This window comes from Actinophytocola sediminis (assembly GCF_054779715.1).
Map to the genome: position 1 here is coordinate 170,066 of NZ_BAAGXS010000077.1, position 26,718 is coordinate 196,783.

The 26,718-nt window shown below is 71.6% G+C and carries 27 protein-coding genes; 13 read left to right on the forward strand and 14 right to left on the reverse strand.

Features of this window, described 5'->3' with window-relative positions:
• Entirely contained in the window at positions 1 to 1,146 is a 1,146-nt protein-coding gene (locus ACYVIP_RS35875; protein WP_460404625.1) for an acyl-CoA dehydrogenase family protein, read from the reverse strand.
• Between the two features lie 83 nt (positions 1,147 to 1,229).
• Here ACYVIP_RS35875 and ACYVIP_RS35880 point away from each other — a divergent pair, with 83 nt between their 5' ends.
• Positions 1,230 to 2,174: a carbohydrate kinase family protein gene (locus ACYVIP_RS35880; protein WP_460404627.1), complete on the forward strand. Its 945-nt coding sequence runs from the start codon at positions 1,230 to 1,232 to the stop codon at positions 2,172 to 2,174.
• 94 nt (positions 2,175 to 2,268) lie between these two features.
• Positions 2,269 to 3,627 (forward strand): citrate synthase, encoded by a 1,359-nt coding sequence (locus ACYVIP_RS35885; RefSeq protein WP_460404629.1) that lies wholly within the window; start codon positions 2,269 to 2,271, stop codon positions 3,625 to 3,627.
• A gap of 52 nt (positions 3,628 to 3,679) precedes the next feature.
• On the opposite strand, the gene ACYVIP_RS35890 is transcribed toward ACYVIP_RS35885, so the two are convergent.
• The gene (locus ACYVIP_RS35890) at positions 3,680 to 4,990 is read right to left on the reverse strand and encodes an ABC transporter permease (protein ID WP_460404631.1); all 1,311 of its coding nucleotides are present in this window, start codon (positions 4,988 to 4,990) and stop codon (positions 3,680 to 3,682) included.
• A gap of 114 nt (positions 4,991 to 5,104) precedes the next feature.
• On the opposite strand from ACYVIP_RS35890, the gene ACYVIP_RS35895 reads away from it, so the two are divergent.
• From ACYVIP_RS35895 to ACYVIP_RS35905, 3 genes are read left to right on the forward strand one after another with little or no spacing between them, the layout of a single operon-like run.
• Positions 5,105 to 5,554, forward strand: a complete 450-nt coding sequence (locus ACYVIP_RS35895; RefSeq protein ID WP_460404633.1) for a YbaB/EbfC family nucleoid-associated protein — start codon at positions 5,105 to 5,107, stop codon at positions 5,552 to 5,554.
• Positions 5,555 to 5,593: 39 nt separating this feature from the next.
• On the forward strand, positions 5,594 to 5,941 hold the full coding sequence (locus tag ACYVIP_RS35900; protein WP_460404635.1) for a type VII secretion target: 348 nt from the start codon (positions 5,594 to 5,596) through the stop codon (positions 5,939 to 5,941).
• On the forward strand, positions 5,938 to 7,332 hold the full coding sequence (locus ACYVIP_RS35905; protein ID WP_460404637.1) for a M15 family metallopeptidase: 1,395 nt from the start codon (positions 5,938 to 5,940) through the stop codon (positions 7,330 to 7,332). The genes ACYVIP_RS35900 and ACYVIP_RS35905 overlap by 4 nt, the downstream gene beginning before the upstream one ends.
• A gap of 62 nt (positions 7,333 to 7,394) precedes the next feature.
• On the opposite strand, the gene ACYVIP_RS35910 is transcribed toward ACYVIP_RS35905, so the two are convergent.
• The gene (locus ACYVIP_RS35910) at positions 7,395 to 8,912 is read right to left on the reverse strand and encodes a glycerol-3-phosphate dehydrogenase/oxidase (protein WP_460404639.1); all 1,518 of its coding nucleotides are present in this window, start codon (positions 8,910 to 8,912) and stop codon (positions 7,395 to 7,397) included.
• A 106-nt stretch (positions 8,913 to 9,018) separates the two neighbouring features.
• Complete coding sequence (locus ACYVIP_RS35915; RefSeq protein WP_460404641.1) at positions 9,019 to 9,618, reverse strand: TetR/AcrR family transcriptional regulator; 600 nt, start codon at positions 9,616 to 9,618, stop codon at positions 9,019 to 9,021.
• A gap of 16 nt (positions 9,619 to 9,634) precedes the next feature.
• Here ACYVIP_RS35915 and ACYVIP_RS35920 point away from each other — a divergent pair, with 16 nt between their 5' ends.
• Entirely contained in the window at positions 9,635 to 11,299 is a 1,665-nt protein-coding gene (locus ACYVIP_RS35920; protein WP_460404643.1) for an FAD-binding oxidoreductase, read from the forward strand.
• Here ACYVIP_RS35920 and ACYVIP_RS35925 read toward each other — a convergent pair.
• The 6 genes from ACYVIP_RS35925 to ACYVIP_RS35950 all read right to left on the reverse strand — a co-directional run bounded on the left by ACYVIP_RS35925 (position 11,264) and on the right by ACYVIP_RS35950 (position 16,591).
• Positions 11,264 to 11,722 carry a hypothetical protein gene (locus ACYVIP_RS35925; RefSeq protein WP_460404645.1) on the reverse strand — a complete coding sequence of 153 codons (459 nt, stop codon included), beginning with the start codon at positions 11,720 to 11,722 and terminating at the stop codon, positions 11,264 to 11,266. The two genes, ACYVIP_RS35920 and ACYVIP_RS35925, sit on opposite strands and share 36 nt — an antisense overlap.
• A gap of 54 nt (positions 11,723 to 11,776) precedes the next feature.
• Positions 11,777 to 12,481 (reverse strand): hypothetical protein, encoded by a 705-nt coding sequence (locus tag ACYVIP_RS35930; RefSeq protein ID WP_460404647.1) that lies wholly within the window; start codon positions 12,479 to 12,481, stop codon positions 11,777 to 11,779.
• A gap of 23 nt (positions 12,482 to 12,504) precedes the next feature.
• Positions 12,505 to 13,791, reverse strand: coding sequence for a C39 family peptidase (locus tag ACYVIP_RS35935; RefSeq protein ID WP_460404649.1), 1,287 nt, complete (start codon positions 13,789 to 13,791; stop codon positions 12,505 to 12,507).
• A gap of 40 nt (positions 13,792 to 13,831) precedes the next feature.
• Complete coding sequence (locus ACYVIP_RS35940; protein ID WP_460404651.1) at positions 13,832 to 14,395, reverse strand: PadR family transcriptional regulator; 564 nt, start codon at positions 14,393 to 14,395, stop codon at positions 13,832 to 13,834.
• A 48-nt stretch (positions 14,396 to 14,443) separates the two neighbouring features.
• A complete protein-coding gene (locus ACYVIP_RS35945) occupies positions 14,444 to 14,860 on the reverse strand; it encodes a PaaI family thioesterase (RefSeq protein WP_460404653.1) in 417 nt (138 codons plus the stop codon).
• A 90-nt stretch (positions 14,861 to 14,950) separates the two neighbouring features.
• A complete protein-coding gene (locus ACYVIP_RS35950; protein WP_460404655.1) occupies positions 14,951 to 16,591 on the reverse strand; it encodes a long-chain fatty acid--CoA ligase in 1,641 nt (546 codons plus the stop codon).
• Positions 16,592 to 16,881: 290 nt separating this feature from the next.
• Between ACYVIP_RS35950 and mihF the strand changes: the two genes are divergently transcribed.
• The 3 genes from mihF (at position 16,882) to ACYVIP_RS35965 (ending at position 18,541) form a co-directional block, all read left to right on the forward strand.
• A complete protein-coding gene (gene mihF, locus ACYVIP_RS35955) occupies positions 16,882 to 17,193 on the forward strand; it encodes an integration host factor, actinobacterial type (protein WP_460404657.1) in 312 nt (103 codons plus the stop codon).
• A gap of 116 nt (positions 17,194 to 17,309) precedes the next feature.
• Complete coding sequence (locus ACYVIP_RS35960) at positions 17,310 to 18,125, forward strand: chorismate-binding protein (protein ID WP_460404659.1); 816 nt, start codon at positions 17,310 to 17,312, stop codon at positions 18,123 to 18,125.
• A gap of 2 nt (positions 18,126 to 18,127) precedes the next feature.
• Positions 18,128 to 18,541, forward strand: a complete 414-nt coding sequence (locus ACYVIP_RS35965) for a chorismate-binding protein (protein ID WP_460404661.1) — start codon at positions 18,128 to 18,130, stop codon at positions 18,539 to 18,541.
• Here ACYVIP_RS35965 and ACYVIP_RS35970 read toward each other — a convergent pair.
• Positions 18,522 to 19,229, reverse strand: a complete 708-nt coding sequence (locus tag ACYVIP_RS35970) for a 4'-phosphopantetheinyl transferase family protein (protein WP_460404663.1) — start codon at positions 19,227 to 19,229, stop codon at positions 18,522 to 18,524. The two genes, ACYVIP_RS35965 and ACYVIP_RS35970, sit on opposite strands and share 20 nt — an antisense overlap.
• 136 nt (positions 19,230 to 19,365) lie before the next feature.
• On the opposite strand from ACYVIP_RS35970, the gene ACYVIP_RS35975 reads away from it, so the two are divergent.
• Positions 19,366 to 20,406 carry a PorA family protein gene (locus tag ACYVIP_RS35975; RefSeq protein WP_460404665.1) on the forward strand — a complete coding sequence of 347 codons (1,041 nt, stop codon included), beginning with the start codon at positions 19,366 to 19,368 and terminating at the stop codon, positions 20,404 to 20,406.
• Here the strand turns inward: ACYVIP_RS35975 and ACYVIP_RS35980 are convergent.
• A complete protein-coding gene (locus ACYVIP_RS35980; RefSeq protein ID WP_460404667.1) occupies positions 20,403 to 21,152 on the reverse strand; it encodes a class I SAM-dependent methyltransferase in 750 nt (249 codons plus the stop codon). The two genes, ACYVIP_RS35975 and ACYVIP_RS35980, sit on opposite strands and share 4 nt — an antisense overlap.
• Before the next feature lie 77 nt (positions 21,153 to 21,229).
• Between ACYVIP_RS35980 and ACYVIP_RS35985 the strand changes: the two genes are divergently transcribed.
• Both ACYVIP_RS35985 and ACYVIP_RS35990 read left to right on the forward strand, forming a co-directional pair.
• A complete protein-coding gene (locus tag ACYVIP_RS35985; protein WP_460404669.1) occupies positions 21,230 to 22,348 on the forward strand; it encodes a glycosyltransferase family 4 protein in 1,119 nt (372 codons plus the stop codon).
• Positions 22,335 to 23,075 (forward strand): class I SAM-dependent methyltransferase, encoded by a 741-nt coding sequence (locus tag ACYVIP_RS35990; protein WP_460404671.1) that lies wholly within the window; start codon positions 22,335 to 22,337, stop codon positions 23,073 to 23,075. The genes ACYVIP_RS35985 and ACYVIP_RS35990 overlap by 14 nt, the downstream gene beginning before the upstream one ends.
• On the opposite strand, the gene ACYVIP_RS35995 is transcribed toward ACYVIP_RS35990, so the two are convergent.
• Together ACYVIP_RS35995 and ACYVIP_RS36000 are read right to left on the reverse strand one after the other, a co-directional pair.
• Positions 23,053 to 23,223 (reverse strand): hypothetical protein, encoded by a 171-nt coding sequence (locus tag ACYVIP_RS35995; RefSeq protein WP_460404673.1) that lies wholly within the window; start codon positions 23,221 to 23,223, stop codon positions 23,053 to 23,055. The two genes, ACYVIP_RS35990 and ACYVIP_RS35995, sit on opposite strands and share 23 nt — an antisense overlap.
• Before the next feature lie 14 nt (positions 23,224 to 23,237).
• Positions 23,238 to 24,989 (reverse strand): hypothetical protein, encoded by a 1,752-nt coding sequence (locus ACYVIP_RS36000; protein WP_460404675.1) that lies wholly within the window; start codon positions 24,987 to 24,989, stop codon positions 23,238 to 23,240.
• 81 nt (positions 24,990 to 25,070) lie between these two features.
• On the opposite strand from ACYVIP_RS36000, the gene ACYVIP_RS36005 reads away from it, so the two are divergent.
• Positions 25,071 to 26,294, forward strand: coding sequence for a lipopolysaccharide biosynthesis protein (locus ACYVIP_RS36005; RefSeq protein ID WP_460404677.1), 1,224 nt, complete (start codon positions 25,071 to 25,073; stop codon positions 26,292 to 26,294).
• The last annotated feature ends 424 nt before the right edge of the window (positions 26,295 to 26,718 follow it).

Sequence of the window (26,718 nt, forward strand, 5' to 3'; positions counted from 1 at the left end):
TCAGGGGTTGCGCAGGGCTCTGGCGATGACCATGCGCTGGATCTGGTTGGTGCCCTCGAAGATCTGCGGGACCTTGGCCTCGCGCAGGTAGCGCTCGACGGGGAAGTCGCGGGTGTAGCCGGCGCCGCCGAGGACCTGGACGGCGTCGGTGGTCACCTTCATCGCCGCGTCGGTGGCGATGAGCTTGGCGATCGAGGCCTGGCGGGCGAAGGGCAGGCCGCGGTCGCGGCGGCGGGCGGCGTCGAGGTAGGTGGCCCTGGCGGACTCGACGGCCGCGGCCATGTCGGCCAGCAGGAACTCCAGGCCCTGGAACTCGATCACCGGCCGGCCGAACTGGGACCGCTCCCGCGCGTAGGCCACCGCCTCGTCCAGCGCGGCCTGGGCGAGCCCGACCGCGCACGCGGCGATGCCCAGCCGTCCGGAGCTCAGCGCGGTGAGCGCGATCCGCAGGCCGGCGCCCTCGTCGCCGAGCAGCCGGTCGGCCGGCACCTCGGCGTCCTCGAAGATCATCTGAGTGGTCGTGGAGCCGGTCAGGCCCATCTTGCGTTCCGGCGCGCTGGCCGACAGCCCCGGCGTCGCGGCGTCGACCAGCAGGCAGCTGATGCCCTTGCCGCCGGTGGGCGAGGTGCGCACCATCGTGGTGTAGAAGTCCGCCTGGCCGCCGTGGGTGATCCACGCCTTGACCCCGTTGACCACGTAGTGGTCCCCGGTGCGCACCGCGCGGGTGGCCAGCGCGGCCGCGTCCGAGCCGGCCTGGGTCTCCGACAGCGCGTACGCGCCGAGTAACTCCCCACCGAGCATCTCCGGCAGCCACCGTGCGCGCTGTTCATCGGTGCCGCACTCGGCCAGTGCGAAGCACGACATCACGTGCACCGACAGGCCGACGCCGATCGACATCCACGCGGTCGCGATCTCCTCCAGCACCTGCAGGTACACCTCGTAGGGCAGCCCGGAGCCGCCCCAGCGCTCCGGATACGGCAGGCCGAGCAGCCCGGAGCGGCCGAGCAGCCGGAACTGCTCGCGCGGGAAGCGACCCTCCTCCTCGTACCGGGACGCCAGCGGCGCGAGCTCGTCTCTGGCGATCTGCGCGGTCAGCTTGATCAGGTCCTCGGCGTCCTGATCGGGGAGCAGGCGCTCAGCAGGCATTTACGGTCCTCCGCAGGTCGGCACGGGCCCGATTAGTATGACGACCTACTGTCGGGTAGGAATCGAAACAGCGAGGTGTGCGCATGCTCTGTGTCGGTGGCGAGGCCCTGATCGATCTCGTACCGGCGGCCGAGACCCCACCAGGCGAGCTCGGCCCCCTGCGGCCACTGCCCGGCGGCGGTCCGTACAACGTCGCGGTGACCCTCGGCCGGCTCGGCGCGCCGGTGGCCTTCCTGTCCCGGCTGTCGACCGACACCTTCGGCGAGGTGCTGCTCGACCGGCTGCGGGTGTCCGGTGTGGACGTCTCATTGGTACAGCGGGGTGCAGAGCCGACCACGCTCGCGGTCACCGGCATCGGCCAGGACGGCTCGGCGAGCTACTCCTTCCACGTCGAGGCCACCGCCGACCGGCTGGTGACCGACCCGGGTGAGTTGCCGGCGGCGGTGACGATCCTGTCCCTCGGCACGCTCTCGATGGTCCTCGAACCGGGCGCCACGACCTACGAAACGTTGCTACGCCGCCATTCCGCGCGCGGTGGGCTGGTCGTCGTCGACCCCAACATCAGGGCGGCGATGATCACCGACCCGGACGCCTACCGCGCCCGGTTCACCTCCTGGTTGCCCGACATCGGGTTGCTCAAACTGTCCGTTGAGGACGCCGCCTGGCTCGCCGGCGGCGAACACGCCATTGAGGACACCGTGCGCGGCTGGCTGGTTAACGGACCCGCGGCCGCGGTACTCACCAGGGGTGGCGACGGTCTCGTCGCGCTGACCGCGGCCGGCGACCGGATCGAGGTGCCAACGGTCCCGGCTGTGGTGGTGGACACCATTGGCGCGGGAGACACCGTGCACGGTGCGTTGCTGCACTGGTTGGAAAAAGCCGGAATCAGTGACCCGGCGGGCGTGCGGGAGATCGACGCCGACGGCTGGCACAACGCGCTCGAATTCGCCGCGCTGGCCGCTTCGGTCACCGTTTCCCGGGCGGGCGCCGAGCCACCGTATACCGCTGAGCTGGCTGTTCACCCATAGAGTGCGGTGCCCCACACTCCGTGGACTGTCCGGGCGGCGCGGATCGCACTAGCGTTGAGAACAACAAGACAAGATTTGTTGAGAGGGACTACGCATGCCTGACGCGAGGACCGTAACCGCCGGGACTGGTAACAACAGTGCCCACGGTTCGGCAACACCCAACGGCGCGCCGGAATCCGTTGCGTTGCACTATCCGGGCGGCGAATACGAGATGTCCGTCACGCATGCCACCGAGGGGACGCACGGGGTCAACGTCAGCAAACTGCTGCCGACCACCGGTCTGGTGACCCTGGACCCGGGTTTCGTGAACACCGCGGCCTGCGCGTCGGAGATCTGTTTCATCGACGGCGACGCCGGCATCCTGCGCTACCGCGGGTATCCGATCGAGCAGCTGGCCGAGAAGTCGACCTTCCCCGAGGTCAGCTACCTGCTCATCTACGGCGAGCTGCCCAACCAGGCCCAGCTCGACGAGTTCACCTCGAAGATCAGCCGGCACACCCTGCTGCACGAGGACCTCAAGCGCTTCTTCGACGGCTTCCCGCGCGACGCGCACCCCATGCCGGTGCTCAGCTCGGCGGTGTCGGCACTGTCCACCTTCTACCAGGACAGCCTGTTCCCCTTCGACGAGGAGCAGGTGGAGATCTCGACCATCCGGCTGCTGGCCAAGCTGCCGACGATCGCCGCCTACGCCTACAAGAAGTCGGTCGGCCAACCGTTCCTGTACCCGGACAACTCGCTCGGGCTGGTGGAGAACTTCCTGCGGATGACCTTCGGCTTCCCCGCCGAGCCCTACGAGGTCGACCCCGACCTCGCCCGCGCACTGGACCTGCTGTTCATCCTGCACGCCGACCACGAGCAGAACTGCTCGACCTCGACGGTGCGGCTGGTCGGCTCCTCGGAGGCGAACCTGTTCGCGAGCATCTCCGCGGGCATCAACGCGCTGTTCGGCCCGCTGCACGGCGGCGCGAACAGCGCGGTGCTGAACATGCTCGAGGGCATCCGGGACTCCGGCGGCGACGTCGGTGCGTTCGTCAACCGGGTGAAGAACCGCGAGCAGGGCGTCAAGCTCATGGGCTTCGGCCACCGGGTGTACAAGAACTACGACCCGCGCGCGGCGATCATCAAGAAGACCGCGGACGACATCCTCGGCCGGCTCGGCGGCGACGACAGCCTGCTGGAGATCGCCAAGCAGCTCGAGGAGCACGCGCTGGCCGACGACTACTTCGTCGAGCGCAAGCTGTACCCGAACGTCGACTTCTACACCGGGCTCATCTACCGCGCGATGGGCTTCCCGACGAAGTTCTTCACCGTGCTCTTCGCGCTCGGCAGGCTGCCCGGCTGGGTGGCCCACTGGCGGGAGATGATGAACGACCCGGCGACGAAGATCGGCCGCCCGCGCCAGGTCTACATCGGTCAGACCGAGCGCGACTACGTGCCGCTCACGCAGCGCTGACCCACCAGCCGCCGACGACGCCTCCGCCATGAGCGGGGGCGTCGTTCTGCTTTCACCGCAGCGTGTCCCGCAGCCGCAGCCGGGGTCCCCGGTGCAGCACCGAGTTGTGGTAGACCACGCCGCCGAGCCGGGCGAGCAGCGCGATCGAGGCCACGGTGAGCAGCACCGCGAGGCCGACCTGCCACAGCGGCACCGCGGCCAGCGCGAGCCGGCCGGGCATCAGGATCGGCGACAGCGGCGGCAGCAGGGACAGCACGGTGGCCGTCGTGCCGGCGGGATTGCCCGACAGCACGGCGAAGCCGAGCACGAACGCGACCACGAGCACCGCGGTGACCGGCATCAGCACCGACTGCACGTCCTCCTGCCGGGAGACCAGCGAGCCGACCGCGGCGAACACCGTGGCGTACAACAGGTATCCGAGCAGGTACCAGAGCAGGCCCCAGACCAGCGTGCCGGCCGCGGTGCCGGCGATGGTGAGCGTCCCGGTCATGATCGCCAGCAGCAGCCCGACCACGCCGACGGTGGCCAGCTGGATCAACCCGACCAGCCCGAGCCCGACCACCTTGCCGGACAACAGTTGCCATGGCCGGACGGTGGCCAGCAGCAGCTCGACCACGCGGCTGGACTTCTCCTCGACGACCCCCTGCGCGACCATGGAACCGTAGACCAGCAGGGAGACGTAGAGCAGCGCGACCATCGTCAGCGCCAGCGCGATGCGTTGGTCGTGATGGGGATCGTCCGGTTCGAGCGAGCGCACCTGGACCCCGGAGGCGGCGACCGTGGCCAGCACCGCGTTGGCGTCGAGCTCCTCCACCGAGGCGAGCAGGCCGGCGAGCACCTGGCGCTGCACGATTCCATTGAGGACAGTGTGCAGATCGGGGTCGAGATCCCCTGGCGCCAACACGTTCAGCGCCGCGGGGGCACCGCTGACCAACGCGCCCAGCGTGCCGTCGGCGACCTGGTCGCGACCGGCGGCCAGGTCGGTGATCTCGACCGTGCGCACCGCGAAGTCGAGCTCGGCGGCCGAGGCGGCGAGCGTGTCGGCGACCGCGATCGACTGGCCGTTGAGCCCGATCGTGGTGACCTGCTCGCCGTCGAACACGCTGCTCTGGGTGAGCACGAAACCGATGAGCACCACCAGGGAGACCGCCGTGCTGACCACAAAGGACCTGGCGCGTAACCGGATGCGCAGTTCGCGGCTGGCGACCAGGTAGACCAGGTTGGCCGAGCCGGCGGGGTCGCGCACGTCGTCCACACCTTCCTGGCGGTGGCCGGTCGGCAGCCTGGTGCTCCGGTCGATCTCCGGCAACGCTACCCCGACCTCCCCTGGAATTCCCCGGCCCGTCAAGAGCCTATCGGCCACGGATTACCTTTGAAAATTCTTCACGGGTCTACGACCTTCGGCGGGAGCGGACCGCGTAGGTTCCTGGCCAGGATGCAGTGATGATCCACGAAGGACCATTGGAGTGGCTAGGTCATGGACCAGAGCAGCGACCCGGCGAAGTGGTTCGCGCAGTACGACGAGAAACTGCGCGACGCCGCGGCGAAAGCTGAGAAGGCCGAGAAGGCGCTGAAGACCGTCGGCGGCTCGGCCACCTCGCAGGACGGCGAGGTGACCGTGCGGGTGAACGCCAGCGGCGCCACCACGGACCTGGTGCTGCGGCCCGGTGCGCGCGAGATCGAACCGGAGCACCTGGCCAGGGTGATCCTGGAGACCACCAGGCAGGCGCAGCGCGAGGTCGGCGCCCAGGTCGTCGACGTGATGACCAAGTTCGTCGGCGAGGGCGCCGCACTGGAGGCGGTCAAGGAGCACCTGCCGGAGGGTTTCGCCGGAGACGGCCGGGACGAGGTGTTCAACCTGGAGGCGCAGCGGGACAAGCGTCCGGACGACGACTACTTCGACAACCCCCCTGAAGTGATCAAGTGACGTGCGCTCCCGGTCGGGGCAGGCCGGGGCGAGGTATCGATGACGATCGGCGGATCCCTGATGTGCAGTGATTTCAACGTGAGCGTCGGGGAGGTGCGGGCGCACGCGGAGACGGTCACCACCGTCGCCACGATGGTGCGCTCGGCCTCCTCCAACGCCCAGGACTCGGTTGGCGGCGGCGCGTTCGGCCAGATCGGCCAGTTCTTCGCGCAGGCGATCACCCAGGCGGCTTCCGAGCTGCGGGAGGGCATCGACCGGGCTGGCCAGACGGTCGAGCAGGTCCAGGCGGGCCTGAGCCAGGTGGCCAACGCCTACCAGGCAGCGGACGAGGCGCACATGACGTTGTTCCGGGCGTTCGAACCCGAGCTGGAGGCGAAGAGCCGATGACCACGGGGACAACGCAGCAGCCGGGCTCGGCCCAGTCGCTGTTCAACGACATCCGCACCACGGCCAACGCCATCGAGGAGGGCGACTGGCTCGAGGCGGCCGGTGGCGTGGCCAAGGTCGCGCTGGACGTCATCAGCATGGACGGCGACCCGCTCGGCGCGATCGCGTCCTCCGGGGTCAGCTGGGTGCTCGGCGCGGTGTCGTTCCTGCGTGAGCCGTTCCAGGTGCTGAAGGGCGACGCGGGCGCGATCAGCTCGACGGCCGACTCCTGGAACGGCGCCAGCAGCGGGCTGGGCCAGACCGCCCAGCAGTACCGCGAGGCGTCCACCAGCCAGACCCGGTTGTGGGCCGGCAACGCGGCCGACGGCTACCGGAGCGCCTCGACCAACCAGGCCGACGGCATCGCCGCGCTGAGCCAGGCCAGCCGGGGCGTCTCGCAGGCGACCCAGCAGGGTGGTCAGCTGCTCGCCTCGGTGCGCAAGGCCGTGATGGACCTGATCAGCGAGGCCGTGCAGCAGATCATCCAGATCTGCATCGAGGCGCTGGCGAAGTCCTGGATGTCCTTCGGCGCGAGCGTGGCGCAGGGCATCGCGCAGTCGGTGCAGAAGGCCGTGCAGACCGGCCAGAAGCTCATGCAGGCGATCCAGAAGCTGGTGTCCGGCCTGCAGAAGATCATGCAGACCGTGCAGCAGATCGTGCAGACGGCCCAGTCGGTCAAGCAGCTGCTGGAGCAGATCGGCGGCAAGGCCAGCGCCGCGCAGCCGCAGACCCTGGCCGCGCCGCAGACCGGCGGCGGCACGGTGCCGATCCCACAGGGTTTCGGGCTGACCGACTCGGCGAGCGCGCCGGTGCGGCTGGCACAGGCCGGCCCCGAGCTGGGGGCGCTGCCGCCGATCCCGACGGTGAACGGGACGCCGGAGGGCCCGGTGTCGCAGAACGGCTGGCCGGTGAACCCGCCGAGGGGGATGCGCACGATCCCGGGCACCAACGTCCGGGTGAACGTGGCCGACGGCCCGGCGGGCGACGTGCTGATGCACGTGCTCGGTGAGGTGAGCCGGCGGGTGGAGGACATCTCGATGGACTCCGAGGCGGGCGAGCGCGACGACTGGGGCCACGCGGAGCGCAACGTCCGCGGCGGTGGCGACATCTCCAACCACGCGAGCGCCACGGCCGTCGACATGAACGCGACCAGGCACGTGCTCGGCGAGCGGGGCACGTTCACCACGGAGCAGACCACCGAGATCCGCGCCATCCTCGGCGAGGTCGACAACGTGGTCCGCTGGGGCGGGGACTACCAGGGCCGGGCGGACGAGATGCACTTCGAGATCGTCGGTTCGGTCGAGGAGGTCACCGCGGTGGCCCAGCGGCTGCGCAACGCGAACGCGCAGTAGCGACGAGCTGTTCCGGGCCGGTCACCTGCTGGTGGCCGGCCCGTTCGGTTTCCGGTATGTGCCTAGGTGAGCGCGGTCAGGGCGTCCTCGACCAGCGTGGTGACGGTGTCCTTGGCCTCGGCGAGCCGGGCGGGTACCAGGCCGATCCTGGTGCGCCGGTGCAGCACGTCGGCCGAGGACAGCGCGCCCTCGTGGCGTACCGCCCAGGCGATCTCGCCGGCGGTGATCTCGCCGGCGACCCGCTCCGGGGACAGCGCGGCCACGGCGGGGGCCTCGGTGCCGTAGGACGCAACCAGCCGTGCCGGAGCGTCCACAATGGACAGTTCGGTTCTGGTGGCGGCGCCGACCAGCGGCAGGTTCCTTGTCGGCGACGGGCGGTTGGGCAGGCCGGCGGCCAGGATCGCCGCGTCGACCGCGTCCTGGGCCATCTTCCGGTAGGTGGTCAGCTTTCCGCCGACCACGGTGAGCACGCCGGTGGCCGAGGTGAGTACCGCGTGTTTGCGGGAGAGGTCCGCGCTGCGGCCCGGCGCGTCGAGCAGTGGGCGCAGGCCGGCGTAGCTGCCGAGCACGTCCTGCTGGCCGAGCCGGCGTTCGAGCACCGAGGACGCCACCGTCAGCAGGAAGTCCACATCGGACTGTGGGGCGACCGGCTCGTCCGGCACGTCGCCGTCGAACAGCTCGTCGGTGAGTCCTATGTAGACAAGACCGTTCCGTTGTGGCAGCACGATGACGAACCGGTTGCGCTCACCCGGAACGGGCACGGTCAGCGCCGTGCCGCCGATGCCGAGCGCGTCGCCGTCGAGCACCACGTGCGAGCCGAGGGAGGGGCGCAGCCGTACCGAGTCGACCAGCTCGCCCGCCCACACGCCGGCCGCGTTCACCACGCAGCGGGCCCGCAGGGTCACGTCCTGGCCGTCGAGGGTGTCCCGCGCGGTGACGCCGGTGCCCGTCGCCTCGGTGACCTTCAGGCGGGTCAACACCTTCGCCCCGTAGCCGGCCGCGGTCCTGGCCAACGCGACCACGAGCCGCGCGTCGTCGACGAGCTGTCCGTCGAAGGAGAGCAGGCCGCCGCGCAGGCCGCTGGTCCGCAGCCCGGGCGCCAACGCGAGCGCCTCCTGACCGGAGACCCGTCTCGGGCGGGGTAACAGCTTCGCCGGTGTGCGCGCGGCCCGGCGCAGCGCGTCGCCGGCGAGCAGGCCGGTCCGTACGACCGCCGCGCCGGCGCGGGAAACCTGTTCGTGCAACGGGATCAGCTGCGGCAGCGGCCGGGTCAGGTGCGGGGCCGTGCGGGTCATCATGATCCCGCGCTCCACCGCGCTCTCGTGCGCCAGCGCCACGTCGCCCTTGGCCAGGTACCGCAGGCCGCCGTGCACCAGCTTGCTCGACCAGCGGGACGTGCCGAACGCCAGGTCGTTGGCCTCCACCAGGGCGACCGACAACCCGCGCGCGGCCGCGTCCAACGCGATCCCGGCGCCGGTCACCCCGCCCCCGATCACCAGCACGTCGACCACGGCCCCACCGGCCAGCTCCGCCAGCTCCACCGCCCGCCGTGCCCCGTTGAGCGAGGTCCCCGCCCGCATCACGACCGGCCCCCGGCACGGTCGCCGGCCTGGTCGACAACGCAGCGAAGGGTCCCTTCGCTGCGGTGGACGCAGGCAAGGGACCCTTCGCTGCTTGCCAACTCGGTCATGGGCGCAGCGCCGCGTCGAGTAAGCGGGCCAGTTCGGCGAGCAGGGACTCCAGCGGGAGGTCGGAGGTCGACGGGCGGATCGCGAACGCGTAGGGCTGCAGCAGCAGGAAGATCGACCTGGCCTGGATGGCGGGGTCGGCGGTGCGGATCGAGCCGTCGCGCTGCCCGGCGGCCAGCTGCGCGCGCAGGAACTCCTCGGTCATCCGCTGGCTGGTGCCGATCCGCTCCATGATGTAGGGCACCAGCATCTCGCCGTCCCGCTCGATCACCGCGTGCATCAACGGGTTCTCGGCCAGCGCGCGGATGGTGTGCACCGAGGCGACCACCAGCTGCCCGCGCGCGGTCGCCTCTCTGGCCGCCGCCCGGTTCGCCTCGCCGAGGATCTTGCCGAACTCCCGGGTGATCAGCGCGGACAGCATGCCGCGCACGTCCGGAAAGCGCCGGTAGAGCGTCATTCTGCTGACCGAGGCGGTCCTGGCGACGTCGCTCAGGGTGGTCCGCCGCACGCCCACCGCCAGCACGCACGTCATGGCCGCATCCAGCAGTAGGTCGTCGGCGACGCGATTGGGGGACACGGTGTGACGGATAGACGTCATATGTCACACTATACCCGTGACCGAACCCAGTGACCACACCGGCGCGCAGATCGATCATCTTGTTCGTCGCGGATGGACGCCCGCGGGCGTGCAGGACTCCATCCTGCCCAATCACGCGACCCGTTGGCTATCTTCAAAAACCGGCCTTACCGAAACAAGTACGCCCGCCGCGCCGGACTCCGCGCTCGTGGTCGCCGACTCGGCGCTGCCCGAGCCGGCGAGGGAGGCGCTCGAGGCGGTGGTCGGGGTCGGCCACGTGCTGCTCGGCCGGGACGACCGGCTCGGCCGGTCCGGCGGAATGTCCTATGTGGACCTGTTGCGGCACAGGGGAACCGGCGACCTCACGGTGCCGGACGCGGTGGTCGTGCCCGCCGATCCCGAGCAGGTGGCGCAGGTGCTGGTGGTGTGCGCGGAGCACCGGATCGGCCTGGTCCCCTTCGGCGGCGGCACCTCGGTCGTCGGCGGGGTGAGCGCGCTGGCCGGCGAGCACGCCGCGGTGGTCGTGCTCGACCTGTGCCGGCTGGACCGGCTGGTGTCGGTCGACCCGGTGTCCCGCCTGGCGGTGCTGCAGGCCGGCGTGGTCGCCCCGGCGGCCGAGCGGATGCTGGCCGCGCACGGGTTCACCCTCGGTCATCTGCCGCAGTCCTTCGAACGCGCGACGATCGGCGGGTTCGCCGCCACCCGCTCCTCCGGCCAGGCCTCCGCCGGCTACGGCCGGTTCGAGGACATGGTCGAGGGCGTCCGGCTGGCCACCCCGCGCGGCGAGTGGCGCCTCGGTGTCGCGCCCGCGTCGGCCGCCGGGCCCGACCTGCGCCAGCTCGTGGTCGGCAGCGAGGGCGCCTTCGGGGTGCTCACCGAGGTCACCGTGCGGGTGCGCCCCCGCCCGGCGGTCAGCCGCTACGAGGGCTTCGTGCTCGACGGCTGGACCAACGGCGCGACCGCGGTGCGCCTGCTGGCGCAGGCCAGGGTGCTCGGCGACGTCACCCGGCTGTCGGATCCACATGAGACCGAGCTGGCCTTCGCCATGTCCGGCGGGTGGAAGACCGCGGGGGTGAAGCGGTACCTGCGGGCGCGCGGCGTGCTCGAGCCGAGTCTGCTGGTGCTGGGCTGGGACGGCGCGTCGGCGGCCGAGGTGGCCGCCAGGCGCCGGGCCACCCTGCGCGTGCTCGGCCAGGCCAGGCCGGTCACCCTGGGCACGGCGGTGGGGGAGAAGTGGCGCCACGGCCGGTTCCACGGCCCGCGCCAGCGGGACGCGCTGCTGGACGCGGGCGTGTGCGTGGAGACCCTGGAGACCGCGGCCTACTGGTCGGGCCTGGACACGTTGCGCTCGGCCGTGCGCGCCGCGCTGGTCGACTCGCTGGCCACCGATCGCCGCCGCCCGATCGTCGCCTGCCACATCTCGCACGCCTACGAGACCGGCGCCTCGCTGTACTTCACCGTGCTCGTGCCGCGCGACCTGGACGACCCGATCGGCCAGTGGCAGCAGGCAAAGGACGCGGCGTGCGCGGCGATCGCCGGCCAGGGCTCGCTGGGCACGATCTCCCACCACCACGCGGTCGGCGTCGACCACGCGCCCTACCTGCCGGCCGAGATCGGCCCGCTCGGCGTGGACGTGCTGACCGCGGTGAAGCGCGAGCTGGACCCCTCAGGCGTGCTCAACCCCGGCAAGCTGCTCGGGTAGCGGCTCGCGGCGGACCGCGCCGAGCCAGACGATGCCGATCATGCCGGCGAAGAACATCGGCCAGGCGAACAGCATCCGGGTGCCGATCGCGTCCTGGCAGGTGCCCACATAGGTCGCGATCACCGTGGGGCCGGCGTCGCCGAGGTCGTCGGTCAACAGCGGCGTCTCCACCCCGCCGATGGCGTTTCCGCAGCTCACCGAGCTGGCGCGGCCCTCGTCGAGGCTGGCGACGTGCACCGGCACGAGCGCCAGGATCAGCCCGAGCAGCAGCCCGGCGCCGGCCAGCAGGGTGGCGAACCGGCGCGGGGTGAGGGTGATCCTGGCCAGCGGGTCGACCGGGTTCCCGGGCGGCTCGGCGACGGGTGCGTGCTCCGTCGGCAGCGTCGCCGTCGGCAGCGTGGCGGTCTGCTGATCCGGGTTCATGGGCACAGCCTGCCCCCTGGGTTCGCCGGAAACCAGTGAATCCTCAAGGATCGGTCAGTCCTGGTCGACCTCGATCACGGTGAGCCCGTCACCGGTGGCCGGCACGCCGGTCAGGCCGGCGGCCTCGGCCTGCCCGACCAGCGCGCAGCGCACCGGCGCGCCGTCGACCAGCAGCGGGTAACGCACCAGCCGGGGTCGGCTCCCGTCGGTCTCGGCGGCGACGTAGGCCAGCGGCCGGTCGACCAGCGCGTCGTCGTCGAGCCGGACCTCGCCGGTGGTGACCACGGCCAGCCGGTAGCGGCTGCCCCGGCCCTCGCACCGGTCGAGCACCCGGACCTGGTCGGTGGTGGCCAGCCAGATCGCGTGGGTCTCCCGCACGCCGGGCATGGCGGCGAGCGTGGCCGGCCGCTGGTCGTCGACCACGCGTAGCCCGGCCGCCCACACCGCGGCCAGGCCGGTGCACCGCGCGCGCAGCAGCACCGCCGGGCCGGGAAGCCCGAGCGTGTCCCGCAGCCAGGTCAGCTTCGACGGGCAGGCGTTGGAGCCGTAGCAGAGCACCGGCAGCCGTGCCGCCAGTGGCGCGGCGTCCCTGGTGGCGAGCCAGTCGTCGAGGTCGGTGTCGTCGGGCAGCCGCCAACCCGACGGCGTCGCGTGGTCGGGCCGCAGCGGCCAGCCGGTCGCGTCGTCGTGGGCGAACGAGCAGTCGGGCCGGGCGCCGGGGTAGGGCAGCGCCGGGTAGTCCTGGTCGGTGAACCTCATCCGCGCCAGACTAGGGAACTGGACTACGGCGTTGGCAGCCGCTTGCCCGGCGGCGCGATGATGTACGCGATCCCGCCGGAGCCGCTGGAGATCCCGCCGGAGTCGTTGTACCGCTTGGTGCGCAACCAGATCGTCTCGAACTGTTCGCGTTGGTAGACGTTGCGCACGCCGTCGTTGGTGCTCGACGCCGGGTCGTTGGCGATCACGTCGCCGTCCTCGGTGAAGCCGACGATCACCATGATGTGCCCGGCGGTGCCGTAGCCAGCGCCGTCCAGCTCCTCGGCGCGGAACGACTGCGAGGTGATCACCGGGACGCCGGCCAGGATGTAGCGCTCGACGTCGCGCAGCGAGGACAGCCGGGTGATGTGCCCGGTGAGCCCGAAGGTCGACGCGTAGGCGGTGTTGAACGGCCAGTTCCCGGTGCCGTCGTAGTCCTTGTCGTAGGTGAACCTGGCCGCGTGGTCCACGCTCGGGTCCTGGTAGGACGGATCGACCCAGGCGAGGTCATCGGCGGTGGGCCCGCGACCCCAGTACTCGACGACCATCTCGGTCGAGGTCGGGCTGCACCAGGCCTCGCCGCCACCGCCGTACTGCGGGTACTCGCCGACGTGGATGTTCTGCGAGTACCTGGGCACCGGCAGCTCCCGGCCCCACGCGCCGGCCGACGGGCTGGTCGGCACGGTGAACCGGTCCGGGATGGCCGAGGTCATCGCGCCGACCATGGCCAGCCGCGGTGTCGCCTGGCTGCCCGCCTCGCGGTAGAGGGTCGCCCGCAGCTGGTAGGACCGCAGCGTCACCCCGGACCTGGCGACGAACGTGTCGACGTCGACGTAGCCGTGCGCGTCGGACTGGTCGGGCACGGTGGTGCGCACGATGTCCTGGTCGCCAAGCGCCCAGCGGCCCATGGTGAACCAGGAGGTCTGCTCGCCGGTGGCGGTCGTGCCGCGCAACTGCACCGACAGCCAGGTGTCCTCGGGCGTGGTGGCGTTCCACGAGGCCACCAGCTGGGTCGCGCCGAACCCGTGCCGGTAGGCCGGCGAGGTCCAGCGGCCGTACTCGTACTCGCGGGTGGTGCCCAGCTCGGGCTCGGTGTGCTCGACGACGCCGATCGGGCGGCCGATGACCAGGGTCCCGCCGGGGCCGGGGCGCACGCCCTCCGCGTGCCCCGACCGGAACTCGCGCGGGGTGCGCCACTGGTGGAAGTCCACCGGGGCATCGTCGGGGGCATCGTCGCGGCCGCTGGCGATGGCGGGTGCGGGCAGCGCCGTGAGCAGGGCGAGCGCGGTCAGCAGCACGGGAAGCGCCTTCATGGTGAAGATTTTCGCTTCTGTTGTGCTGTATGTAAACAGCTTACGGCTGCTCTTCTTCCAGCTCCTTGAGGAAGTCCGCCCAGAACTGCTCGACGCACCGCTCGTAGCGGATGCCCAGCTCGATCGTCTTGAGCTGCCAGCGGTCGGCGTAGTCGGCGAGCTCGTCGCGGCGGTCGGCGTAGTTGTCCGCGCGTCTGCGGTGGGTGGTGTGCTGGTCGCGCGCGAGCGCGAGCACGTCGTCCCGGTCGCCGAAGTTCGCGAAGAACAGCTTGAGCAGACCGAGATCGCGGACCTCGGTGTGCTCCTCGGTCGACGAGGAGAGCCACTCGCGCAACGCCTCCCGCCCGGCGGGCAGGATCTCGTAGGTCCGTTTCCGCCGCCCGGTCTGCTCAACGGTCTCGGTGATCAGCCCGTCGGCGACCAACCGGGCCGGCTCGTCGTAGAGCTGCGAGTGCGCGAAGGCCCAGAAGTTGCCGATTGTGCTGGCCACCCAGCGCTTGAGGTCGTAGCTGGTGGCCGGCGAGTAGCTGAGCAGGCCGAGGACGACGTACGACGTGGCGTTGAGCTTGCGGCGCCTGCCCCGTTTCTTCCCCTGGTCCGGCACCCGGTCGACGATACCCAGGTCATCCGACGAATGAGGTGTGATCATCGATCAAAGCACGGCCTGGGTCTGCGTGACCCTAGCCACCAGCCGCTCGTCGTCGTCCAGGATGTCGGTCTCCACCACCACGAACCGCCGCCCGACGTGCAACGGCCGGGAGACCGCGGTGGCGTGCCCGCCGCGCACCGCGCGCAGGAAGTTCGTCTTCGACTCCACCGTCGACGTGCCGCCGGCCCCCTCCGGCAGGTTGTGAAACGCACACAGCCCACCGGCATTGTCCGCCAAGGCCATCAGCAGGCCCCCGTTGAGCGCACCGCCGATCGTGGTGCGCTCAACGCTCCAGGCGACCCGCGCCCGCACCTCGGCGGGCGTGTTCACCAACACCTCCATGCCGATGGCACCGGCGAAGGGCACCATCGCCCGCAACCCGGCGGTCGCCTCCGCGTCGGCCGGCTCAACAGCAGTCATGACACCCCTAGCGCCAAAGATCAAAGGTCATAGGTCAACCCAGGTTCTACCCAACCGCACCTGAGGGGAACGTGACATGCCGGCCAGGGCTCAGGAGACCTCGCTGCGCAGGATGTCCAGTTTCCCGTCGGCCGCCGCGGCGCGGAGCACCTTCTTGTCGAACTTGCCGACGCTGGTCTTTGGCACCTCGTCGACGAAGGCCCAGTTCTCCGGCAGCTGCCACTTGGCGACCTTGTCCCGCAGGAACTCGCGCAGCTCGTCGGCGGTCGCGGTCGCGTCGGCGGCCAGCACCACGGCCACCAGCGGGCGCTCGTCCCACTTCTCGTCCGGCACGCCGATCACCGCCGCCTCGGCCACCGCCGGGTGGCCCATCACGGCGTTCTCCAGGTCGACCGAGGAGATCCACTCGCCACCGGACTTGATGATGTCCTTGGACCGGTCGGTCAGCCGCAGGAACCCGTCCGGGGTGATCGCGCCGACGTCGCCGGTGCGCAGCCAGCCGTCGTGGAACTTCTCCGCGCCGTCCTCACCAGGGCCGACCCGGTAGTAGGACGCCGCAACCCACGGCCCGGCCACCTCCAGCTCGCCGACCGCCTCGTTGTCCCACGGCAGCTCCGCGCCGTCGTCGTCGATCAGCCGCGCGCGCACGCCGGCCGGGAAGCGTCCCTGCAGGATCCGGTAGCCCCACTCCCGCTCCGGGTCCAGGCCCGCTGGCGGACGGGACACGCTGCCCAGCGGGGAGGTCTCGGTCATGCCCCAGGCGTGCACGATCGTCACGCCCAGCTCGTCGAAGGCGCTCATCAGCGCGGGCGGGCACGCGGAGCCGCCGACGACCGCGCGCCCCAGCGGCGCCAGGTCCTGCGGCGTGACCTGCAGGTGGGCCAGTAAGCCCTGCCAGATGGTCGGCACCGCGCCGGCCATCGTCGGCCGCTCGGCGGCGATCATCGCGGCCAGCGGCTCCGGCTGCAGGAACCGGTCCGGCATGATCAGCGACGCGCCGACCAGCAACGCCGCGTACGGCAGGCCCCAGGACATCGCGTGGAACTGCGGCACGATCACCAGCGCGCGGTCGGACTGGGCCAGCGCCATCGAGTCGGTCATGCAGACCTGCATGGAGTGCAGCCAGATCGACCGGTGGGTGTAGACCACGCCCTTCGGGTCACCGGTGGTGCCCGAGGTGTAACACATCGCGGCCGCCGACGTCTCGTCCACGTCCGGCCAGTCGAACTCGTCGGGCTGGCCGGCGAGCAGCTCGGCGTACGAGTGCACGGTCACCCCGTCGGGTGCCGCGAGCGTGCTCGGGTCGCCGTTCACCACGATCACGTGCCGGACGGTCTCGAAGGTGGGCAGCACCCGCGCGAGCAGCGGCACCAGGGTGGCGTCGACCAGGATGACGTGGTCCTCGGCGTGGTTGGCCACGTAGGTGAGCTGCTCGGGGAACAGCCGGATGTTGAGCGTGTGCAGCACCGCGCCCATCGCCGGCGCCGCGAGGTAGGCGACCAGGTGCTCGGTGTTGTTCCACATGAACGTCGCGACCCGCTGGTCGCCGGTGACGCCGAGGCCGCGCAGCGCGTGCGCGAGCTTGGCGGCCTCCCGGCCGACGTCGGCGAAGGTGGCGCGGCGTGGCTCGGCGCCGGTCCAGGTCACGACCTCGGCGGAGGCGTGGACTCGGCTGCCGTGACGCAAGAGGTTCGCGATGGACAGTTGCCCGTCCTGCATGGTGCCCAACATCGCTGTTCAGCTCCCTGGTGGCTGGTCGACCGGTTGGTGGCACATTAGTGCGGAAACGGGCGCCGTGAACATGGGCCGGAACCGGGCGGGCCAGACGGGTAACGCTGCGTATCAGACCCCCAGAACGTGGGTTACCTGCGGTTTCGCCGTGAAGAATGCGCGTGTCGCGCGTAGGTTCGTGGACGACGGTGTGTTTACTGGGTCGCGGCACCGCGGGGAACGCCCAGGTCAGGCCTGGGCGGGGAGCATTCGCGGCTCAGCCAGATGTCGAGTAAGAAGGGATCACCACGGTGGCTCTGCCCACGTTGACTCCAGAACAGCGCGCTGATGCGTTGGCCAAGGCGGCGGAGGCGCGCAAGGCGCGTTCCGAGCTTTTGGCGTCGATCAAGTCCGGTAAGCAGACCATCGCGTCGGTGCTCGGACGAGCGAAGGAAGACAAGACGATCGGCAAGACCAAGGTCGCGGCGCTACTCAAGGCCGTCCCGGGTCTCGGCGCGGTGAAGGTGGCCGCGCTGCTCGAGCAGGCCGGCGTCGACCCGGACCGGCGGGCAGCCGGTCTCGGCGACCGTCAGCGGTCGGCGCTGATCGACGCGCTGAAGTAGCGCGTCACCCGTTTCAGCACAGGGCCCGTCGCCCGCCGGCATCGGCGGCCGGCGGGCCCTGAACGTGTTCAAAATCCTACTCGTCGAGGGGTTTCGCCGGCCCGTTGGTGGGCATGATGAGTGGCGTGACACGTGGCCTCATCGCGGACTACCGGCCAGGCTCCTTCCTGCTCTCCTCGCCCCGGCGCGCGCTGCTGGCCACCGGCGCCAGGGCCGTGGTCGCCGAACGCGACCCGGACGAGCTGTCGGCGAAGGTCACCAGGCTGCTGGCGGACACCTCGGCGCCGCTTGCCGTCGGCGCGCTCCCGTTCGACCGGGCCGCCGCCGCGCACATCGTGCTGCCGGAGACCGCCACCTGGGCCGGCCCGGCGCACCCCGGCGGAGACACCGCCGACACGCCAGAACCCGCCCCCATCGCGGCCGGCGCCACGGTCGTGCCGGTGCCCTCCGGCGCGGACTACGAGCTGGCCGTGGCCAGCGCCGTGCGCCGGCTGCGTGCCGGTGTGCTGGACAAGGTCGTGCTGGCCAGGACCCTGCGGCTGCACCTGCCCGACCCGGTCGAGGTGCGCGCGCTGCTGGCCAACCTGGCCAGGGACAACACCACCGGCTACACCTACGCCGTCGACCTGCCCGGCGGCCGCACGCTCGTCGGCGCCACCCCGGAGATGCTGCTCACCCGTACCGGGCTGACCGTGGAGGCCAACCCGCTGGCCGGCTCCATCCCGCGCCATCCCGACCCGGCGCAGGACGCGCTGGCCGCCGAGGAACTGCTGGCCTCGGTCAAGGACCACGACGAGCACCGGGTGGTGGTGGCCGCGGTGGTCGACGCGCTGGCCCCGTACTGCCGGTCGCTGACCGTGCCCGACCGCCCGGAGCTGGTCAGCACCAGCGCGGTCTGNTCGACGCGCTGGCCCCGTACTGCCGGTCGCTGACCGTGCCCGACCGCCCGGAGCTGGTCAGCACCAGCGCGGTCTGGCACCTGTCCACCCGGATCACCGGCGAGCTGATCGACCGGGAGATGACCTCGCTGCGCCTGGCCGGCGCGCTGCACCCGACCCCGGCGGTGTGCGGGTCCCCGTTCGCCGCCGCGCGGGACACGATCGCCGAGCTGGAGCCGTTCGACCGGGGCTTCTACGCCGGGGCGGTCGGCTGGTGCGACGCCGATGGCGATGGCCAGTGGGTGGTCGGCATCCGGTGTGCCGAGCTCGCCGACCGGGTGATGACGCTGTACGCGGGGGCGGGCATCATGCCGGCCTCGCGGCCGGACCTGGAGCTGGCCGAGACCTCCGCCAAGTTCGCCACGCTGCTGCGTGCGATGGGGATGACGGTCAGCCCAGTGTCGCGATGAGCTCGTCGGCCGGCTGCTCGGTGACCGTCAGCTCCTGGTCGGTGAACACCGCGAGGCTGGCCCGGTAGTCCGCGCCCGCGTCCAGGTCGGCCATCCGGATGGTCGCCGGCACGACCTCGGCGGTCTCGGAGGTCAGCACCGAGGGGGCCGCGTCGTGCGCGGCGAGGGTGAACGAGCTCATCGCCACCGACATGCCCTTGCCGGTGGCCTTGACCACGGCCTCCTTGCGGGCCCAGTAGGTGAAGAAGGCCGACAGCAGCGCCGGCGCCGGCACCTGGCCGAACCGCTCCTGCTCGACGGCGGAGAAGGCGATCCTGGCCAGGCCGTCGACCTCGGCGTCGCGGATCTCCTCGACGTCGACGCCGACCGGCGCGCCGGCCACGACCGCGAGCGCCACCCGCTGGCCGGAGTGCGAGATCGACACCTCGGGCGCGCCGGGGGCGACCACCCGGGGCTTGCCGTGCGGTTTGCCGCAGTCGTAGCAGCTGGCGTCGATGGTCACCGCCGCCGGCTCGATGCCGAGCAGGTCCGCGGTGACCGCGCGGATCAGCGTGCGGCCGGTGAGGAAGCGCAGCTGGTCGATCTCGCGGCGGTAGTTGCCGTACCGGGTGCGCTCATGGTCGTCCAGCAGCCCGAGCAGGCGCGGAGTCGCTGGTGCCGGGGAGGCCAACCACACGTCGCATCGCATGCGTAGATCATCGCTGCCCCGGTGGGCGACCGGCACCCGGGGCAGTCAGTTCGCGCACTAGCCCGATTGGGTCTTGCGCACAGGTTACTGTCGGGTAATTTAGCCAAAACTACGAAAACCTCAAAGGAGAGGACCGTTGCGCCGCATCCTCAGCTTCATTCTGCTCGGGCTAGGGGTGTTCGCGGTCGCGCTCGGCCTGTTGCTGCGCTTCTACGCTTACCCCCAACTCGCCAAGGTCCCGCTCGACCAGGAGTCGACCTCGGTCTCCGAGGGCTCCGGCATCACCGCGCTGGTGGTGCAGACCGTCGACGGGGCGCCATCGCCGGAGATCCGGCAGAACCTCAACCTCACCTCGACCACCTACGTGACCGGTGACCTGACCGCGCCCGAGGTGGAGGAGGGCGGCGACGTCGCCGTGTACGTCGAGGCGATCAGAACCGTCGACGACGCCAGCGGGATCGTGGTGAACGCCACAGTGCGATCGTTGTGCGTCGACCGGTTCACCAACGAGGCCGTGGTGCCCTGCGAGGGCCAGTACGTCGAGCAGGAGCAGGGGAACCGGCAGACCGCCGACCGCAACACCCTCCAGCAGCCCGGCCAGAGCTTCAAGTTCCCGTTCGGCGCCGAGGAGCGCGACTACCAGTACTTCGACCTCACCGTCGGGGAGAGCATCGACGCGCGCTTCCAGGGCACCGAGGAGATCCAGGGCCTGCCGGTCAACCGGTACGTGATGGACGTGCCGGCGACCAAGGTCGCCGACCGCGAGGTGCCCGGTTCGCTGATCGGCGAGCAGGCGCCGTCGGTCACCGCCGAGCTGTTCTACCAGGTGCGGCGCACCGTCTGGGTCGAGCCGGAGACCGGGATCGTCATCCGGGGCGCCCAGGACATGAAGCAGGAGCTGGTCACCGCGGGCGACGCCCCAGGCGACGGCACCACGGTCTTCGAGGGCACGTTGGGGTTCAACGAGACCACGGTCAACGACAACGTCACCAAGGCCGAGGACACCATGTCCAAGCTGAGCATGCTGACCAGCTGGCCGGTCTACATGTGGGTCGGTGGCGGGGTGCTGATCGTGGCCGGGGCGCTGTTGCTGCTGACCGCGAACTCCGGGGGCAGGCGTGGCCGGGGCGCGGACGCGCGGACGCTGCGCCGGACGCCTGCGCACGCCGAGAACTAACGTTTCCTGAGTACCAGGACGAGATTCCAGGAGGCGAATTCCCGCAGTACCGGGACGTGCACGATCCAGGTGGCCCACCACGGGTGATATCGCGGTAGGGCACGCACCAGGCTGGCGTTCGCACAATGCCGTGCCCAGCTGATCGCGGGGCCGACCCGGAATGCGAACAGGCTCTCGCCGAATCGGTTCTTCGGCTCCCGGCCGTGTTTTCTCACATAGCGTCGCCGCGCGTGGTGGCCGCCGAGGAAGTGCCATGGCGCGGTCTCGTGGCCGCCCCACGGGGAGAACCACGGCGTGAACGAGGCGAACACCGTGCCGCCCGGCTTGGTCACCCGGACCATCTCGGCGAGCATCGCGGCCGGGTCGGCGACGTGTTCCAGCACGTTGGACGAGTAGCAGACGTCGACTGTGCCGTCGCGCAACGGAAGTTGGGTGCCGCTGGCGCGGACCATGCCGGCGGCCGGGTGGCCGCGCGCGGACAGCTCGCCGACGTCCGGGTCGATGCCGAGGTAGCGCGCGCCCGCGCCGCGGAACGCGTCCGCGAAATAGCCGGGACCGCCGCCGACATCGAGTACCAGTCGATCTTGTAGTGGCGTAAAGGTCGACAGTTGGGCGACCGAATCGCCGGCCAGAATTTGGTAGAAGTGGTCCGGGTCCGACTGTTCTTTCAGAAAAGCGCGGAAAAGCCGGACAGACCTGGCGAGGGTCGCGTTCTCTTGATCGGTTCGCGGGCCGCTACCTACCATTGGGGGTTTCGCTTTCGTCACTAATTTGATCCACTGTACCGGCCGGTAACCTACCAGTCCGCTGATCTGGAGAATGGATGAACAGTCCGTCGGTACTCCTCGTGAACTGGCGAGATACGGCGCACCCGGAGGGTGGCGGTTCCGAACGGTACAACGAGCGCATCGCGCGTGGGCTGGTCCGGCGCGGTTACCGGGTGACGGTCCAGTGCGCCGCGCACGGGCGCGCGCCGGCCGACGAGTGGGTCGACGGGGTGCGGTTCCGCCGCCGGGGCGGGCGCTGGACGGTGTACCTGCTGGCGCTGGTGGCCGTGGTGCGGTTGCGCCCGGACGTGGTGGTGGACGTGCAGGCCGGCATGCCGTTCTTCTCCCGGCTGGTGGCCAGGTGTCCGGTGTTGGTGCTGGTGCACCACGTGCACCGCGAGCAGTGGCCGGCGGTGGTCGGGCCGATGCTCGGCCGGGTCGGCTGGTGGGTGGAGTCGCGGCTGGCGCCGTTGCTGTACCGGAACTGCGCGTACCTCACGGTGTCCGAGCAGACCCGGCGCGAGCTGGCCGGTCTCGGCGTGTCGACCGCGCGGACCACCGTGGTGCACAACGGGATGGACCCGGCCCCGCCGGTGCGCGCCGAGCGCGACCAGGACCCGGTGCTGGTGGTGGTCGGCCGGGTGGTGCCGCACAAGCGGGTCGAGCACGCGGTGGACGCCATGGCCCGATTACTCGACCGCTGGCCCAAGCTGCGGCTGGAGGTCGTCGGTGACGGCTGGTGGCTGGCCAACCTGGTCGAGCACGTGCACCGGCACGACCTGGCCGACCGGGTCACGCTGCACGGGTATGTCGGCGAGCAGGACAAGCACGAGATCCTGGCGCGCGCCTGGGTGCACCTGTGTCCTTCGGTCAAGGAGGGCTGGGGGATCGCGATCATGGAAGCCGCCGCGCACGGCGTGCCGTCGGTCGCCTACCACCGTGCCGGCGGGGTCGCGGAGTCCATTGTGGATGGTGAGACCGGCTTGCTGGCCAACGATTTCGACGACTTCACCCGGCAGGTCGAGCGCCTGCTGGCCGCACCGGAGCTGCGCGCGTCGTTCGGCGAGGCCGGCAGGCGACGGGCGGCGACGTTCGCGTGGGAGCACAGCGTGGACGCCTTCGAACGAGTGCTGGTGCGGAGTATGGCGTTTAATGCCCGACGTGAGCTTCGATGACGTACGGCGGGACTGGGTCCGGCTGGCGGAACAGGACCCGCTGTGGGCCGTGTACGTCGCCGCGGACAAGCGGGGCGGTCGCTGGGATCCCGCGCAGTTCCTGGAGACCGGCCGGGTGGACGTGGCCGGCGCGGTGTCCTGGCTGGCCGAGATCGGGGCCGGGCCGCGCTGGGGGCGGGTGCTCGACTTCGGCTGCGGGGCCGGGCGACTGACCCAGGCGCTGTCCGCCTACGCCGACGAGGTGGTCGGCGTGGACGTGGCGCCCGCGATGCTGGCCACCGCGCGCACCCTGGACCCGCCGGCCAACTGCCGGTTCGTGCTGAACGAGGCCAGCGACCTGTCCGCGTTCGACACCGGCGGCTTCGACCTGGTCTACTCCGAACTGGTGCTCCAACACCTGCCGAGGCGGGTGATCGAGGGCTACCTGCGGGAGTTCGCGAGGGTGCTCGCCCCGGGCGGGGTGGCGCTGCTGCAGTGCACGACCCGTCCACTGTGGACGTTCAAGGGCCTGGTGTGGCGGGTGGTTCCCGGCCCGGTGGTCCGGCAGGCGCAGCGGCGGCTGCTCGGCTATCCGGCGCCGATGCGGATGACCCGGTTCCCGCCGGCACGGGTGCGGCGGGTGGTCGGCGCGGCCGGTGGTGCGGTGCTGGCGACCAGGACGGTCGACGATCGCGCGACGCACTGGCGCTCGACCAGGTACGTGCTCAGGGGGCCGTCCCGTAGTTGACCGTGTTGCGGCCGCCGCCGAAGTTGTTCGGCGTGCCCGGCTCGTTGAGGTTGACGCCCTTGTCCGGGGCGGAGGCCGAGGACACGGCGACCGCGACCCCGGTGGCGAGCGCGAGCCCGACCAGAACGGCTGCGATCGCGCCGACCATCTTTCCCACGGTGCCTACTCCCGCCGACGGGGTCTGGACGGGCTCAATCTACCGGCTGGTAACACAAGCCACAACAAGCCCAGCGTGACAGTTGCGAGTGCGATCACATCGGCCACGACGACCGGCGCGACCGGCGGGGTGCGCGCCGCCGAGGGCGTCACCGAGCCGGGGACCCGGTACAGATCGAGCCATTCGCCCTGGTGAACCCGGTCTAGGCCGGCGGTGACGGTGGCCGTCGGCGCGCCGGGGGTGCCGTGCTCGACCAGCACCCAGCCGATACCGAGCCGACCAAGATCGCCACCCTCGGCGACGGTGGCCCGGACCTCGGCCGCGCGCCGGTCCTCGCCGGGCACCGCCTTCCCGGAGACGTAGAGGGTGTCGTCGATGACCGTGGGCCGGGGGAGCGCGCGCGGGGCGGGGTCGAGCTGGGTGCGGTGGTCGTTCCAGCCGAACTGCCGGAAGGCCGACAGCGGCAGCGCGACCACGTCGCCCGGCCGGGGGTCGGTGGCCAGCCGGTCGGCCACGGCCTGCCAGTCCGCCGGGTACTCGACCGCCTCGAGCCGGTTGAAGCCGCCCCAGGCCAGGTCCGGCATCATCGCCAGCGGCACGATCGCGGCCGCGACCAGCAGCAGCCGCCCGCCCCTGGCCAGCGTGCGCGCCGCCGCGCCGACACCGAGCGCGAACCCGACGGCGAGCGGCAGCGCCCACCAGGCGACCCACTTCTGGGAGTCCCGCAACAGCCCGCCCCCGGGAACGTTGGCCGCCAACCAGCCGACCGCGGCCGTGCCGCCGAGCGCGCCGAGCACGACGCCGCCGAGCCCCAGCACGATCAGCCCGGTGGTCGCCGAGCCCTGCCGCCGGCGCCACTCCCGCCAGCCGAGGACCGCGACCACGGCGATGGCGATGGTGAGCACGGGGACGAGCGGGTTGGCGCGGCTGGCGGGGACGACCTCGGCGTTCCAGATCCCGCCCAGTCCCAGCAGGCTGGTGATGGTGCCGGCCCAGTTCTCGCCCCGGGCGCCGAACGCGGCCGAGCCGTCCGGGGAGGACAGCCCACCGGACGGGTGCAGGATCGCCGGCAGCCACCACGGCGCGTTGAGCACGACCGCGAGCGGCACGGTCACCAGCAGCGCGCGTCGACCCCCGCAGACGATGCCGACCATGGCCGCGAGCAGCCCCCCGGATGGCGTGAGCACCGCGGGCGCGGAGGTCACGGCCAACAACGCCACCGCCCGTCGCGTGGACTCCCTCGAGGCGCTCGGGCGCAGGTCGCGATCAGCGGGACTGTCGGTGCCGGCCGGTAAACTGGTTACCGGGGGCCGGCGGCCAACGCCCCACCCCGCCCGCAGCGCCAACCCCGCGCGCGCCACCCACGGCAGGCACGCGTACGCCAGCAGATACGGCCAGTGCCCGATGAACAACCGCTCGGCCACATACCCGCTCCACCCGTACGTCACCGCCGCCACCACGCGCACCCCGACCGACCCCGTCGGCACCAGCAGCCCCGCCCCCACCGGCCCCGCGACCAGCGCCGCCAGCAACACCACCTGCTGCACGACATCACCCGGCACCACCGCCGTCAGCAGCGCGACCACGGCATCGGCCGGCACCGACCTCGGCAGCGCCGAGGACAGCCCCAACGCCTCCGGCAACAGCCACTGCCTCGGCGTGAACACCATGTCGTAGCTGAGCACGAACCCCCGCCCGAGCAGCGGCGCGAGCACCAGCAACGCCAGCCCCACCGCCACCACCCCGACCGCCCGCATGCGAGGAGGCTACTTCCGGCGGACTCCCCAGCACCCCCACTGTCGGCTATGGTCCGCTCGTCGGTAGCCGGGGAGGTGACGGTGGCGGAGCGCATACGGCTCACCGCGCTGCTGGTCACCATCGGCGTCGCCGGCAACCAGGCCGCCTCCTACCTGCTCAACGTCGCCGGCGCGCGCCTGCTGGTCCCCGCCGACTTCGGCGAGCTGGGCTCGCTGCTCGCGGTGCTGGTCGTCGGCGCGGTGCCGGCCATGGGGCTGCAGACCGCGGCCGCACTGCGGATCGCGCGGGCGGGCCGGGACGGCGCCAGCCAACTGTGCTCCCTCGGGCTCACCACCAGCGCTGTGGTCACCGCCGTCACGGCCGGCTCGGCGCCGCTGCTGATGGCGCTGCTGCACCTGGACAGCATCTGGCCGGCGCTGTGCGTGGCCGCCTCGCTCGCCTCGATCACCATGACCTGCCTCTGGTACGGCATGCTCCAGGGCACCCGCCGCTTCGGCGCGCTGGCCGCGCTGCTCGGCTGCGAGGGCCTCGTGCGGATCGGCGGCACCGCCGTCGGGCTCGCGATCTTCCGGGACGCCACCGGCGCGCTGGCCTGCACGGCCATCGGCGCGCTGGTGGTGGCCATGATCGGCTGGGTGGTGGTCGGCCGGCCCCGCCCGGCCCGCCACCACCGCGGCCACATCCGCGAGGTGCTGCACGCGGTGCAGGCGATGCTCGCGCTCGTCCTGCTGGTCAACCTCGACCTCGTGCTCGCGCGCCACCACCTGCCCGCCGACGAGGCGGGCGAGTACGCCGTCGGCGCGATCGTCACCAAGATCGCCTACTGGCTGCCGCAGGCGGTCGCCATCCTGGTGCTGCCCCGGCTGGCCGACGCGGCCGGCAGGCGGCGGTTCGTGCCGGTCGCGCTGCTGGTCTGCGCCGCGCTGGACAGTGTCGTCGTCCTGGGCACCGCGACCATGGGGCCGACGGTGGTCGCGATCATCGGCGGCGCCGACTACGCCGGCAGCGACCTGCCGCTGTGGGCGTTCGCGATCGTCGGGTCGCTGCTCTCGCTCGTGCAGATCCTGCTGTACTCCCGCATCGCCAGTGCCGACCGGCGGTCAACCCTGCTGATCTGGGCCGCGGTCGTGGTGGAGGCCGCGCTGGTCACCCTCTGGCTCCACCACAGCCTCGCCGAGGTGGTCACCGCCGCGGTCGTGGCCACCGGGCTGCTGGTGGGTGCCGGCGCGCTGGTCGAGCTGCGGGCCAGGCGGGTCGAACCAGTCGACGCACACGGACACGGCGGCGGCCGCGGCCAGCAGTAGCGCGCTCTGCGCCACCCACCCGTAGGCCCAGGACTGCCCGTACTCCAGCACTCTGCCGGTCACCGCGACCACCGTCGCGGTCAGCGCGCCGCCGAGCACCAGCCATCTCGGCGCGGGCGGCCACAGCGACCGCAGCAGCAGGCACGCGATCAGCAGCACCACCGGCAGCATCCCGCCGAGCACCACCAACAGCCCGATCAGCACCACCGGCACCAGCGCCCGCCCGCTCGCCCGCACGTCGACGAGTCGCCGTCGCCGGGGTGGCACCAGCACCGACAGCGCGAGCAGCGCCGCGGTGCCGCCGCCGATCGCCAGGCCCTGGCGGTACTGGGCGTCCGGGCCGAAGGTCAGTGACACGGTGCCGCCCTCGCCGGCGGGCACCAGCCACGCCTGCTGCCAGCCGTCCACTCTGGCCCTGGCAAGC